Genomic DNA, 12,114 nt, shown 5'->3' with positions numbered 1-12,114 from the left:
GCGGCCTGCAATATAGATTGAACTATAGAAATGAATGTTAAAGTGCCAAGTGAAATTCATATATATTGGAGGCGTTATCATGAGCGAAGTAAAACACGAAGCAGAACAAGCAGGCGGCAAAGAGAAGCACCCCAGCATTTTTGAGCCCTTTGGCTTGATACTCAACATCGTTACCGCCATCCTGGGTGCTATCGTCGGGATTCAAATCGTTACCACGCTTGGTGTTACGCCGAATACGGCTATTATCGGAGCGCTCGTGGCGATGCTGATCGCGAGGATTCCGATTGCGGTCTTTAAGAAATACAAGTCGGTACACCGGCAAAATATGGTGCAGACTTCGATATCCTCGGCCACGTTCGGGGCGGCCAACAGTTTGTTTATTCCGATCGGCATTCCGTTCGTGATGGGGGAAACGAAGCTGATCGTTCCGATGCTGATCGGTGCAGCGCTGGCCATGTTCGTGGATGCGGCGCTGCTGTACAAGCTGTTCGACTCGAAGCTGTTCCCCGCGTCAGGGACATGGGCTCCGGGCGTAGCGACAGCCGAATCGATCATAGCCGGCGATAAGGGCGGCAAGCGCGCCGGACTGCTCGGCGTCGGTACGGTACTCGGACTCATCGGTTCCTATTTCCACATTTCGATGTCGGCCTTCGGCGTCGCCTTTATCGGCAACATCTGGGCGCTCAGCATGTTCGGCATCGGCCTTCTGATCCGGCAGTATTCCATTCCGTGGTTCAACATTAACGTGGAGGCTCTCTATATCGCCCATGGCGTCATGATCGGCGCAGGGATCGTCGCCCTCGTTCAAGCCGCGATTCTGATTTTCAAGCGGCCGAAAAAATCGGAACGGGAAGCTGACGATTCGAAGTATACCCGTACGGAGGGTGAAGCGAGACGCTCCCTGGGACTGGGCTTTGTCGCTTACCTGATCATCGCACTTATTATTGCCATCATCGGCGGCCTGATGACGAAGATGTCCCTTGGCATGCTGATCGGCTTCCTGTTCTTTGCGGCCTTTGCCGCGTTTGTGCACGAAATTATCGTCGGCATCGCGGCCATGCATTCCGGCTGGTTCCCGGCCTTTGCCGTCGCGTTCATTACGCTTTTGTTCGGCATGCTGATCGGCTTTCCACCGGTGGCGCTGGCCCTTTTGGCCGGATTCAGTGCCGCTACCGGCCCGGCGTTTGCGGACATGGGATACGACCTGAAGACAGGCTACATTCTGCGCGGCAACGGGGAAGACCCCGAATTTGAAAAGCGGGGCAGAAAGCAGCAGTACATGACAGGCATGATCGCCTTCGGCGTAGCCGTTATCGTTGTTGCCCTGACGTATAACTCCTACTTCTCGCAAAAGCTCGTTCCGCCGATCGATACGGTTTACGTATCGACGATTCAAGCGGGAACCTCGGGCGACGTGGCAATGAAGCTGCTGCTGTGGGCCATTCCTGGCGCCATTCTGCAGCTCATCGGCGGCGCCAAGCGCCAGATCGGCGTCATGTTCGCGACAGGCCTCCTCATTGCGACACCGAACGCCTGCTGGGCGGTCCTTGCGGGTCTCTTGATCCGGATCGTTGTCTTGAAAGTGAAGGGGAAGGAAGCCGAAACGCCAATGAGTATCCTGGCGGCCGGTTTTATCGCAGGAGACGCGCTGTACAGCTTCTTTAACTCGATATTCAAAATCAGAAAGTAGGTGCATACACCAATGGCACGTATACCTTTGGATGAAAGCATGATGGAGAGCGCCGTTTATGGCGGCGCAGTATTGGGCGGCGGCGGTGGCGGCTGGATCGAGGAAGGCCTTCAGATCGGCCGGCTCGCGCTCGAGCTGGGGCAGCCGGAGCTGCGCACCATCGACGAATTCGCCGATAACGACACGCTCGTGACCGTATCGCTGGTCGGTGCACCGGGGGCAAAGGATAAGTACCTGAAGCCCATTCACTACTCCAAAGCGCTGGACATGCTGACCGGCTTGCTCGGCAAGCCGATCTCGGCCATTCACACCAACGAGAACGGGGCTGGCACAACGGTCAACGGATGGCTGCAGTCGGTCATTACCGGAATTCCGCTGGTCGACTTCGCCTGCAACGGCAGAGCGCATCCGACAGGCACGATGGGTGCCCTGAATCTGACGGAGGTTGAAGATTACGTGTCCCACCAAACGGCCATCGGCGGTAAAGGTGACAACTATCTGGAGTTCAGCGTCTCCGGTTCCCTTGGCAAAGCGGCGTCGATGATCCGCAAGGCGTCGGTTGAAGCGGGCGGCCTGGTCGCAGTGGCGAGAAATCCGGTGACCGCAGCTTATGCGAAGCAAAACGGCGCTCCGGGAGCCATCTCGCAGGCGATCGAAGTCGGCCGGGCGCTGCTCGGCGCCAAAGGCGAAGCAGCTATCGAAGCAGTTGTTGCCAAGCTCGGCGGCCGGATCGTGGCGGCCGGAGAAGTGACGGATTTTCAGATCGAGACGACCGGCGGATTCGATGTCGGGACCGTGCAGATCGACGGGTTCGAAATGACTTTCTGGAATGAATACATGACGCTGGAAAAGGACGGGGAACGCTTCGCGACATTCCCGGACCTGATCATGACCCTGGACGCCAAAACGGCCAGACCGGTCGTGACCGCCGCTTTGGAGAAGGGGCAGCAGCTCGCCGTGATCGTCGTGCCGAAGGAGAAGCTGCTCCTCAGCACCACGATGCGCAACAAGAAGCTGATGCTGCCGGTGGAAGACATTATCAAGAAGCCGGTTCTGGATTATTTGTTCTAAATCGTTACGGATGGTTCGAAAGTTACAGAGAGAACACCCGCACAACAGACAGAAGATGGAGGTATCGGTCATATGACACTCAAGCAAACGATGATTTCGCTGGATGCGATGGATGATGGCTATGTAACGGGAGAGAAGGTCAAAGCGCTGTTCGCCGACTATGCGGAGATTTCCGTCGAAGTACAAACAGTAACCGGCGAAAAGGGAAGCACCGATTTTATTAAAATCGTCATTCCGGGAACCGAGGGCAAGTCCAAGGGCGGTTCGGTTCCGACCCTCGGCATCGTTGGACGCCTTGGCGGCATTGGCGCCCGTCCAAGCCGGATCGGACTCGTCTCCGACGCTGACGGGGCAGTAGCGGCGGTTGCTTCCGCGCTTAAGCTCGCGGATATGCAGGTCAAGGGTGACCGCCTCAAAGGCGACGTCATCGTGACGACGCATATTTGTCCGGACGCCCCGACCCGTCCGCATGAGCCGGTAGATTTTATGGATTCGCCGGTCGATATCGGTGCGATGAACGCCCACGAGGTGCTGCCGGAAATGGACGCGGTCCTCTCGATCGACACGACGAAGGGCAACCGGGTCATCAACCATAAAGGCTTCGCCATTTCGCCGACCGTCAAGGAAGGTTACATTTTGCGGGTGAGCGAGGACCTGCTGCGCATTATGGAAATGACGACGGGACTGCTGCCGGTGACGTTCCCGATCACGATGCAGGACATTACGCCTTACGGCAACGACTTGTACCACATCAACTCGATCCTGCAGCCTGCCGTGGCCACCTCGGCACCGGTCGTCGGGGTAGCCGTAACGGCCCAGTCGGTCGTGCCGGGATGCGGCACGGGGGCGAGCCACGAGATCGACATCGCCGCCGCGGTCCGCTTTGCGGTGGAAGTCGCCAAAGAGGTCACGAACGGAACCTGCGCGTTTTATAATCCGGATGAATATGACCGGATCGTCAAGCTGTACGGTTCGATGAAGGTGCTGCAGACGGCGGGGAATGCCTGAGACAGCCACGGAAGAGGGAAGAGGCCATACGGCTGTCTTCCCTTTTTCAGCAGGGAGATCCCCGTTTGGGTACGATTCAATCATGACGTAACCAGGGGATACGAACAATGTGTAGTGGGGAAGCTTCATTCGATATCGATCATGGTGAAGGAGGATCAGCGGTATGACGAAACTGGGAGTAATTACGATCGGGCAGGCGCCACGGAAGGACGTTACGCCGATTCTGGAGGAGCATCTGCCAAGCCGGGTGGATATCGTTCAGGCCGGCGTGCTGGACGGAATGACCAAGGAGGAAATCGACGCAAAGCTGAAGCCGGAGGAGGGGGACCATACGCTCACCTCGCGGTTAACGACAGGGCAGTCGGTCGTCATGGGAAGAAGCAAGATGCAGCCGCTGCTTCAGCAGAAAATTTATGCGATGGAAGAGCAGGGCATCCGGCAGATTTTGCTGCTGTGCACAGGCGTATTTCCGGGACTCGCCACCCAATCTTCCTATTTGATCGAACCAGATCATATCATTCCCCCGGCGGTGAAGGCGATGGTCGGCCCAAGACGTTTGGGCGTCATCGTTCCGCTGGAGGAGCAGAAGGACAGCATGAACTCGAAGTTTGAGCTTCATGGACTGCATCCGGTGTTTGCCGTTGCTTCGCCGTACATGGTTGAGGAAGGGAATTTCGAAGCCGCCGCACGCGCGCTGAAGGATCAGACGGATCTGATCCTGCTGGACTGCATGGGATATACGGAGGAAGCGCGCCGTATCGTGGCCGAAGCCTCCGGCTTGCCGGTCATTCTGTCGAATGCTATTATGGCTAAAATCGTATCGGAAATGATTTGAGCCGGTCGAACCCTATTTTTTATAAGGAAGGAAGCTGTTTCGCAATGAATGAAAAGATCGTTGAAATCAGTATGAACACGTTGGCCGATTGCCTTGGCTTGAAATCCGGAGAGACTTTTCTGGTCGTTACCGATGAGAGCCGGAAGGAGCTTGCCGAAGCGCTGCATGAAGCCGGAAAGCGTCTCGGAGCCGAGTCGATGCTGGCTGTCATGACAGAACGTGCGAAGTCGGGGGAGGAGCCGCCTGAGGCGATTGCGGCCGCAATGACCAAGGCGCAGGTCGTGGTGTGCATTACGAAGCACTCGCTGACGCATACGCAGGCCCGCAAGCAGGCGGCAGCCGCCGGAGCGCGTCTGGCTACCATGCCGGGCATCACCGAGGACATGTTCCTGGAAGGAGCTATTGCCGCCGATTATACGCAAGTCAAAGCGCTGACCGAAAAAGTGACGGATATGCTGACAGGCGCTCAAACGGTACGCATCGAGAAGGACGGCCGTTCGCTGGAGTTTTCCATCCAGGGGCGGGACGGGGTGCCCAGCACGGGCATGTACCTGGAGCCGGGACAATCCGGAAACCTGCCTTCGGGAGAAGCCTATATCGCTCCGATCGAAGGAACGGCCGAAGGTCAAATCGTCGTTGATGGCTCCATTGCCGGCATCGGCAAGCTGTCGGGCCCGATCGTGCTGACCGTGGAAAAGGGACGCCTGACCGCGGCCGAAGGGGGACCGGAGGGAGAGAAGCTGCTGCAGATGCTCGGCGATGGGGACGGCCGGCTGCTTGGCGAGTTCGGCATCGGCACAAACGAGAAGGCCCGGATCACCGGCGTCGTGCTGGAAGACGAGAAGGTGTACGGCACCATCCACGTGGCCTTCGGCAGCAACAACACGTTCGGCGGCGTCGTCGCCGCAGGCGTGCATATCGATTGCGTGGTCGGCAAGCCGGATGTGTATCTGGACGGCCGTCAAATTATGAAGAATGGGGAATTGAACGGCTGAACCCTATGATGTTCTAGTTGAATGCCTATTGCTTGAGGGGGAGAGACATGGGACGGAACATGATACGAAACCGCTTCGAGCTGGAGGGAAGCGTGACGGACGAAACGCACCTGAACGGGACGATCCAGGTTCTGACCAGCCATGAGTCCGTCCGGGGCTTTACGCCGGAGGAGGTGCCGCCGGCCGCGCTCGAAGCGATCCTGACGTCCGCCAGAAGCGCGCCAACTTCCTCCAACCTGCAGGCTTACAGCATCATCGTTGTCCGGGACGCGGACCGGAAATCGCGAATTTCGGCACTGTCCGGCCACCAGGGTTTTATCCAGGAAGCGCCGGTGATGCTGGTTTTCTGCGCGGACATTCATCGACTGAAATATGTAACGCAGCGGCAGGGCTACGACTTTAAGGCGGACACGCTTGAAATGTTCCTGCTGTCTTCCGTCGATGCCGCACTGGCGATGCAGAATGCCCTGGTCGCTGCCGAAGCGCTCGGTTATGGCGCCGTCCCGGTCGGGTCTGTCCGCAACCATCCGGAGGAGCTGGCGCTTGAGCTTGGCCTTCCCGAGGGGATGTTTGCCGTGGTCGGCCTGGCGGTCGGTCGGGAGCGTGAAGGGGTGCGCAGAGGGGTGAAGCCCCGTCTGCCGCGGAGCGTTACGGTTCATGAAGAACGGTATTCGGCCGCCGCATTGGACAAAGGGCTGAATGCGTACGATGAGCAAATGATATCACGCCGATCGTATGACGGCCGCCGGGTCTCGATTGCCGGCGAACCGGAGAAGGAAGGATCGGATTATGGCTGGTGTGAGCACACGGCCAGACGCTGCACGCGACCGGAGACGATCGCGGCATCGTCAAGCTTAAGAGAGAATTTACGGGAAGTTTTGATGCGGAGAGGATTTTCCTTGTGTTAGGCGAGAGGGGGATAACACCATGGATGTACTGGAAACCATCAAGGCAAGGCGCAGCGCGCGTTCTTTTACCGACCAGCGGCTTGAGCCGCATATCGTGGAGGCGATCAAGGAAGCCATTCTTCACAGCCCGTCGGCAAGCAATGCGCAGGAATCGCATTTTGTGATCATTCAGGACGAAGTGCGGATCCGGCATATCAAGCGGTTTGCACAGGGGCTGTCAGGAGTGCCGGCGGCGGTGGTCGTACTCTGCAGCAATCATCAGGAGGCGCTGGCACGGGGCGGAGCAGACAGTGCCGACACGCTGCGTTTCATTAATTTGGGTGTCGCTGCTTCCGTGATCATGCTCACCGCCCAATCGCTCGGCGCGTCCAGCTGTCCGGTCCGGTCGTTTCACGCACCGTCCATTTCGGCCATCACCGGTTTGCCGGAGGAAGTGAAGCCCGAGCTGCTGATCAGCCTCGGCTACGCCGACAAGCCTCCGCGTCCGAAAACGTCCAAGCCGCCGAAGGAGATGATTTCATTTGAACGCTATGGAAACTAACCTCCAGGCCGGGGATATGCGGGAGCGCATGCTGGATTTTGCGGCCTATGTGCTGACCAGCGCCCGCGCTCTCTACCGTGAGCCCCATTCCTACGGCCCGATGCGGCTCGCGGATACGCTGGAGAAGGGGCTGGAGCTGCTGCAAGCCGCCGGAATCCGGGACGAGACGGTGGAGCAAGCCATGGCTGCTGTCCGCGAATCCCGGCCGGTGGCGATGACGGACCCTGAAGGCTTTGCCGAAGCCTTGGACCGGGCGATCGCCGTGTTGGTTCAAGCGACGCTTGAAGTGAAGCCCGAAGCTTAGCAGCTCGCCGTAATGACGAGAGCCGTTGTTAATAGTACACCGCAGTCCGGCTGGCCGGCTCTGCGGTGTTTTTCGTCATGCGGGCCATTATAATAAAGGCATGACCATCCATTTTCTACAAAAAAGGAGAACAACGAACGATGCAGCATCAGGTGACGGAACATTGGGACGAAGCGATGTGGCAGCAGGCGGAGCCGATTTATGAGGAGGCTTTTCCGGAGCATGGGCGGAAAACGAAAGCGATCATCATGCGCATGTTTGAAAGGGGACTGTGTGCACTGCACGTCTGGAGCGAAAGCCAAACCGCAGCGGCCATGGCCCTGACGGGGATGGATGCCAAGGAAAACCTGCTGGTCATCGATTATATTGCGGTACGGGGAAGTTCCAGGGGACAAGGTGCCGGACTTGCCTGCCTCCGGGATTTGCGTGAATGGGCCGGCAGAAGAGGCTTCAGAGGCATCGTCATCGAAGCGGAAGCCGATCCGTCGGAAGAAAACGCCGGCAGAATCGCCTTTTGGAAAAAGGCCGGTTTTACGCCGACAGCGTACGTGCATTCGTACATTTGGGTGCCTGAAACGTACCGGGCGATGTACCTCAGCCTTGATCCCGAGAATCCCGTCGAATCGCATGACGGCGGCGAGGAGCTGTTTCAGTCGATCCTGCGCTTTCACGAAAAGGCCTACCGCCGTCCGAGCAAGTCATAAGCGCCCCGTCTGTTCGCCCGGAAACAGAAGGGAATGAACTCTCCCGGCCGGGTATGGTATGATAGAAGAACAGCTTTGGTCCGCAGGGACAAGCATTTTAGACTTTCAAGGACGTGAATCGAATGGACTTATTCTCTTTCCAGCAGGACGCGAATCCGGGCGCACGGCTCTTGGCCGACCGGATGCGGCCGACCACGCTGGATGAATATATCGGACAGGAGCATATCGTCGGCCCGGGCAAGCTGCTCCGCAGGGCGATCGAAGCCGACCAGGTATCCTCCATCCTCCTGTACGGGCCTCCGGGATGCGGCAAGACGACGCTCGCCCATATTATTTCGCAGCATACGCAGGCGGACTTCGTCCGGCTGAATGCGGTAGACGCTTCCGTCAAGGATGTCCGCGAGGTGATTGACCAGGCCCAGACCAATAAATCGATGTACGGAACGAAAACGATCCTCTTTCTGGACGAGGTGCACCGTTTTAACAGCTCACGCCAGGACGCGCTGCTGCCTGCGGTGGAGAAGGGGACGATTATTTTTATCGGAGCGACGACGGAGAACCCGTTCCATTATGTGAACGGCGCCTTGATGAGCCGCTCGACGCTGTTCCAACTTCATCCGCTTACCAAAGAGCATTCCATGCTGGCGATGAAACGGGCGCTGCAGGATCCGGACAAGGGGCTAGGCTTCATGAACCTGAAGGTTGACAATGAAGCTCTGGATCATATTGCGACGATGGCGAACGGGGATATCCGGCGCGCGCTGAATGCGCTGGAATTGGCGGCATTGACAACGCCTCCCGAGGCGGACGGAACCGTCCATATCACGCTCGAAGTGGCGGAGGAGTCCATCCGCCGGCCGATCGTGCGCGCGGACGAGTCGACCCAGTATGACGTGCTTTCCGCGTTTCATAAGAGCATCCGCGGCTCAAGCGATGCCGCGCTGTTCTGGTTCCTCTACGCGGTGGAGAAGCTGGGCATGGACCCGATGGTGTTCATCCGCCGGCTGATTGCCGCCAGCAGCGAGGATATCGGGCTGGCGAACCCGCAGGCGATGGTTCAGGCCGTCAGCGCGCTGGACGCTTACCGAAACAACGGCTGGCCGGAGGCGAAGCTGAACATCGCGCAGGCGATTCTGTTCGCGGTGGAGAGTCCCAAATCCAACAGGGTCTATACGGCGATTTCGAATGCGATGTCCGCTATGGACGAGATCAAATCCGCGGAAGTGCCGCTTCACTTGCGGGATACGCACTATAAGGGCGCCGTCAAGCTGGGCCATGAAGGGTACAAGTACCCGCATAATTATCCCGGCCATTATGTGAAGCAGGACTACCTGCCGAAGGAAATCGCCGGCCGGGTATTCTATGAAGCGTCGGAGCAGGGCAACGAGGCAAAAATCCGGCATAACCAGCAGCTTCGGAAGGATCAGTCTTAGACTGCAGGTGCCTGGGAACATCCTTCGATTGGGGATTAGTTTTGCAATGACAGCAGGATAATAATGCTGGCGGGGAGAATCTTTAAGGACGGCATGCAAAAAAACCGCCGGCCCTCGAAAGAGCCGGCGGTTTGCACATATGCTTTGCGTTTAGATGGCAGCTTCGTATTGAACTTTTTCCACCTTGTCGATCGTTCCGCCGCCCAGGCACACATCGTCCTGGTAGAACACGACGGCTTGGCCGGGTGTAATGGCTTTTTGCTTCTCGGCAAACGTAACGTGGACGCTGCCGTCCGGCAGCCATTCCAGTGTAACCTTCTGGTCGGGCTGGCGGTAGCGGAACTTGGCGGTACATTGGAAGGGCTCTTTGGGCACGGCCCCTTGTCCCGCGATCCAGTTCACGCCTGAAGCGATGAGTCCGGTAGAGTACAGGCTGGGATGCTGATCCCCCTGCACGACGTACAAAATGTTCTTCTCCAAATCCTTGTCGGCGACGAACCATGGTTCGCCAGAGCCGGAACCGCCGATACCAAGGCCTTGGCGCTGTCCGAGCGTGTAGTACATGAGGCCGTCATGGCGGCCTTTGACTTCGCCGGTGGCGATATCGACCATTTGGCCGGATTGGGCAGGCAGGTATTGGCTCAGGAACTCTTTGAAATTGCGTTCTCCGATAAAGCATACCCCGGTGCTGTCCTTTTTCTTGGCGGTGTAGAGCCCGGCTTCCTCCGCAATTCGGCGGACCTCCGGCTTAGGCAGATGTCCGATCGGGAACATCGCCTTCGACAGCTGCTGCTGATTGAGCGCGTTCAGGAAGTAGGTCTGATCCTTGTTGCTGTCCACGCCGCGCAGCAGCGTATAGACGCCGTCCTGCTCAACAACGCGGGCATAATGGCCGGTGGCTACATATTGGGCGCCCAGATTCAGCGCTTTCGTCAGAAATTCGCCGAATTTAATCTCGCGGTTGCACATGACATCGGGATTTGGTGTGCGGCCCAACTTATATTCATCGAGAAAATAGGAAAATACTTTATCGTAATATTCCTTTTCGAAGTTCACCGTGTAATAAGGAATGCCGATCTGCTCGCAGACGCGGCGGACGTCCTCGGCGTCGTCTTCCGCGGTGCAGTTGCCGAATTCATCGGTGTCATCCCAGTTTTTCATAAAAATGCCGATGACGTCGTAGCCCTGCTGCTTCAGAAGCAGCGCGGTGACGGATGAGTCGACACCGCCGGACATCCCGACGACGACACGTATATTTTGATTATCTGTAGACAAAAGTCATCACCATTTTCATATGAGATTGTGCCCATAGCCTCTATTTTAACACATTTGTCCACAGATCACACCACATAGGTTGTCCACCGGACGCGAACATTTCTTTGTTTTGTCATTGTTTTTTAAACCAAAACGGAGCCGGATATGTTAACATAGGCTAGGGAAATGATCGGAATACGCAGATATGGAAAAGCTTACATAAGCTGTATTCTCTTGGATTAACTCACCGACATGCTGAACCAAAGCCATTGATAACGATACATGAGGAAGAGCTAAATAGATGCAACTCAAGTTTCGAAATTTGAACCCCCTGTTGTCATAGGCTTATCCAAGCCCTTCAACATGAAGATTTTGAGTTCATTCTATATAGATACCATGAATTTTACTTGAGAGAGGTGCCACCTTTGAAAATATCGACAAAAGGCCGTTACGGCTTGACAATCATGATGGAGCTTGCCGCCAAATACGGCGAAGGGCCGACATCCCTGAAGAGCATTGCCGAGAAAAACCAACTTTCCGAGCACTATCTGGAGCAGCTGATCGCTCCGCTCCGGAACGCCGGACTCGTTAAGAGCATCCGCGGCGCTTACGGCGGTTACATCTTATCGCGTGAAGCTTCCGAGATTACAGCCGGTGATGTCATTCGCGTGCTCGAGGGGCCGATTTCGCCTGTCGATTTTACAGAAGAGGATGATCCGGCTAAACGTAATCTTTGGCTGCGGATCCGTGACGGAATCGCCAACGTGCTGGATTCGACGACGCTTGCCGACCTGATTTCCTACCAGGAGAAAGAGACGTCCGAGAACTATATGTTCTACATCTAGACTAAAGCTGCAGCCACTCGCCCCTTGCGAGTGGCATTCGGCTTTGCAAACGGCGTACCTTCCGGGTGTACCTTCTGTAAGGATAGTCAACTTCCAAAGTTTTGTAAGTAAATGTTTTCCAAATTAAAAACAGACCCGCTTCGGCGAGTCTGTTTCCGGTTGTTACTGTTGACGGAACTGGTTGTTGAACCCCGTTTGGAAGCCTTGCGGCTGCTGCGTTTCCATATATCCCGATACCGGCTGGGAAACGGAGCTCACCATTTGCTGGGCCAGGCTGGAGATTTGCTGCAGCTGTTGAATGGCGCGCTGGTGGCCTTGAAGGGCGGATTGAATCATTTGCGACGTTTGCTGCTCACGCTGAGCGAGCTGCTCCAGCTGCATCGCATTTTGCTGCTCCTGCTTCAGCATTTGCTGGTAAGCCATAGAAGCTTGTTGGGTTTGCTGCGTCAGCTGATGAATGATTTGGTTGATTTGCTGGGATTGGGAATACGGGTTCATGTCATGACCTCCATATCGGGATTGGATT

13 protein-coding genes are annotated in these 12,114 nt (G+C 56.6%); 11 read left to right on the top strand and 2 right to left on the bottom strand.

Translation table 11 applies throughout. The features are described 5' to 3' along the window. The first annotated feature begins 79 nt into the window (after positions 1-79). The 10 genes from MKY74_RS28480 to MKY74_RS28435 all read left to right on the top strand — a co-directional run bounded on the left by MKY74_RS28480 (position 80) and on the right by MKY74_RS28435 (position 9,489). A complete protein-coding gene (locus MKY74_RS28480; protein WP_076169627.1) occupies positions 80-1,690 on the top strand; it encodes an OPT/YSL family transporter in 1,611 nt (536 codons plus the stop codon). 12 nt (positions 1,691-1,702) lie between these two features. After that, the gene (locus tag MKY74_RS28475; protein ID WP_076169628.1) at positions 1,703-2,761 is read left to right on the top strand and encodes a DUF917 domain-containing protein; all 1,059 of its coding nucleotides are present in this window, start codon (positions 1,703-1,705) and stop codon (positions 2,759-2,761) included. Positions 2,762-2,833: 72 nt separating this feature from the next. Then, positions 2,834-3,769: a DUF1177 domain-containing protein gene (locus MKY74_RS28470; RefSeq protein WP_076169629.1), complete on the top strand. Its 936-nt coding sequence runs from the start codon at positions 2,834-2,836 to the stop codon at positions 3,767-3,769. A 163-nt stretch (positions 3,770-3,932) separates the two neighbouring features. After that, positions 3,933-4,604: an AroM family protein gene (locus MKY74_RS28465; protein ID WP_076169630.1), complete on the top strand. Its 672-nt coding sequence runs from the start codon at positions 3,933-3,935 to the stop codon at positions 4,602-4,604. Between the two features lie 44 nt (positions 4,605-4,648). Further along, positions 4,649-5,599: an aminopeptidase gene (locus MKY74_RS28460; RefSeq protein WP_076169631.1), complete on the top strand. Its 951-nt coding sequence runs from the start codon at positions 4,649-4,651 to the stop codon at positions 5,597-5,599. Between the two features lie 47 nt (positions 5,600-5,646). Further along, positions 5,647-6,507 (top strand): NADPH-dependent oxidoreductase, encoded by an 861-nt coding sequence (locus MKY74_RS28455; RefSeq protein ID WP_076169632.1) that lies wholly within the window; start codon positions 5,647-5,649, stop codon positions 6,505-6,507. 19 nt (positions 6,508-6,526) lie between these two features. Then, positions 6,527-7,048 (top strand): nitroreductase family protein, encoded by a 522-nt coding sequence (locus MKY74_RS28450; protein WP_076169633.1) that lies wholly within the window; start codon positions 6,527-6,529, stop codon positions 7,046-7,048. Next, the gene (locus tag MKY74_RS28445) at positions 7,038-7,352 is read left to right on the top strand and encodes a DUF6092 family protein (protein ID WP_076169634.1); all 315 of its coding nucleotides are present in this window, start codon (positions 7,038-7,040) and stop codon (positions 7,350-7,352) included. The genes MKY74_RS28450 and MKY74_RS28445 overlap by 11 nt, the downstream gene beginning before the upstream one ends. A 140-nt stretch (positions 7,353-7,492) precedes the next feature. Further along, positions 7,493-8,056 (top strand): GNAT family N-acetyltransferase, encoded by a 564-nt coding sequence (locus MKY74_RS28440; protein WP_076169635.1) that lies wholly within the window; start codon positions 7,493-7,495, stop codon positions 8,054-8,056. A gap of 122 nt (positions 8,057-8,178) precedes the next feature. Beyond that, complete coding sequence (locus MKY74_RS28435; protein ID WP_076169636.1) at positions 8,179-9,489, top strand: replication-associated recombination protein A; 1,311 nt, start codon at positions 8,179-8,181, stop codon at positions 9,487-9,489. A gap of 150 nt (positions 9,490-9,639) precedes the next feature. Here the strand turns inward: MKY74_RS28435 and mnmA are convergent, their stop codons facing one another. Next, complete coding sequence (mnmA, locus tag MKY74_RS28430) at positions 9,640-10,764, bottom strand: tRNA 2-thiouridine(34) synthase MnmA (RefSeq protein ID WP_341013333.1); 1,125 nt, start codon at positions 10,762-10,764, stop codon at positions 9,640-9,642. A gap of 404 nt (positions 10,765-11,168) precedes the next feature. On the opposite strand from mnmA, the gene cymR reads away from it, so the two are divergent. Further along, the gene (cymR, locus tag MKY74_RS28425) at positions 11,169-11,588 is read left to right on the top strand and encodes a cysteine metabolism transcriptional regulator CymR (RefSeq protein ID WP_076169637.1); all 420 of its coding nucleotides are present in this window, start codon (positions 11,169-11,171) and stop codon (positions 11,586-11,588) included. Between the two features lie 162 nt (positions 11,589-11,750). Here cymR and MKY74_RS28420 read toward each other — a convergent pair whose 3' ends face one another. Beyond that, positions 11,751-12,086: a hypothetical protein gene (locus tag MKY74_RS28420; RefSeq protein WP_076169638.1), complete on the bottom strand. Its 336-nt coding sequence runs from the start codon at positions 12,084-12,086 to the stop codon at positions 11,751-11,753. Positions 12,087-12,114 lie beyond the last annotated feature (28 nt).

Source organism: Paenibacillus sp. FSL R5-0378 (assembly GCF_038009285.1).
GTDB lineage: Bacteria > Bacillota > Bacilli > Paenibacillales > Paenibacillaceae > Paenibacillus_AQ > Paenibacillus_AQ favisporus.
Note: the sequence above shows the minus strand (reverse complement) of the source record. Positions and strands in the feature narration are given on the sequence as shown.

Excerpts from the sequence above, each read along its gene's own strand:
- MKY74_RS28435 (WP_076169636.1), top strand. The coding sequence starts at position 8,179 with ATGGACTTATTCTCTTTCCAGCAGGACGCGAATCCGGGCGCACGGCTC.
- MKY74_RS28450 (WP_076169633.1), top strand. The coding sequence starts at position 6,527 with ATGGATGTACTGGAAACCATCAAGGCAAGGCGCAGCGCGCGTTCTTTT.
- MKY74_RS28470 (WP_076169629.1), top strand. The coding sequence starts at position 2,834 with ATGACACTCAAGCAAACGATGATTTCGCTGGATGCGATGGATGATGGC.
- MKY74_RS28455 (WP_076169632.1), top strand. The coding sequence starts at position 5,647 with ATGGGACGGAACATGATACGAAACCGCTTCGAGCTGGAGGGAAGCGTG.
- MKY74_RS28465 (WP_076169630.1), top strand. The coding sequence starts at position 3,933 with ATGACGAAACTGGGAGTAATTACGATCGGGCAGGCGCCACGGAAGGAC.
- MKY74_RS28460 (WP_076169631.1), top strand. The coding sequence starts at position 4,649 with ATGAATGAAAAGATCGTTGAAATCAGTATGAACACGTTGGCCGATTGC.
- MKY74_RS28475 (WP_076169628.1), top strand. The coding sequence starts at position 1,703 with ATGGCACGTATACCTTTGGATGAAAGCATGATGGAGAGCGCCGTTTAT.
- MKY74_RS28440 (WP_076169635.1), top strand. The coding sequence starts at position 7,493 with ATGCAGCATCAGGTGACGGAACATTGGGACGAAGCGATGTGGCAGCAG.
- MKY74_RS28480 (WP_076169627.1), top strand. The coding sequence starts at position 80 with ATGAGCGAAGTAAAACACGAAGCAGAACAAGCAGGCGGCAAAGAGAAG.
- MKY74_RS28420 (WP_076169638.1), bottom strand. The coding sequence starts at position 12,086 with ATGAACCCGTATTCCCAATCCCAGCAAATCAACCAAATCATTCATCAG.
- MKY74_RS28445 (WP_076169634.1), top strand. The coding sequence starts at position 7,038 with ATGGAAACTAACCTCCAGGCCGGGGATATGCGGGAGCGCATGCTGGAT.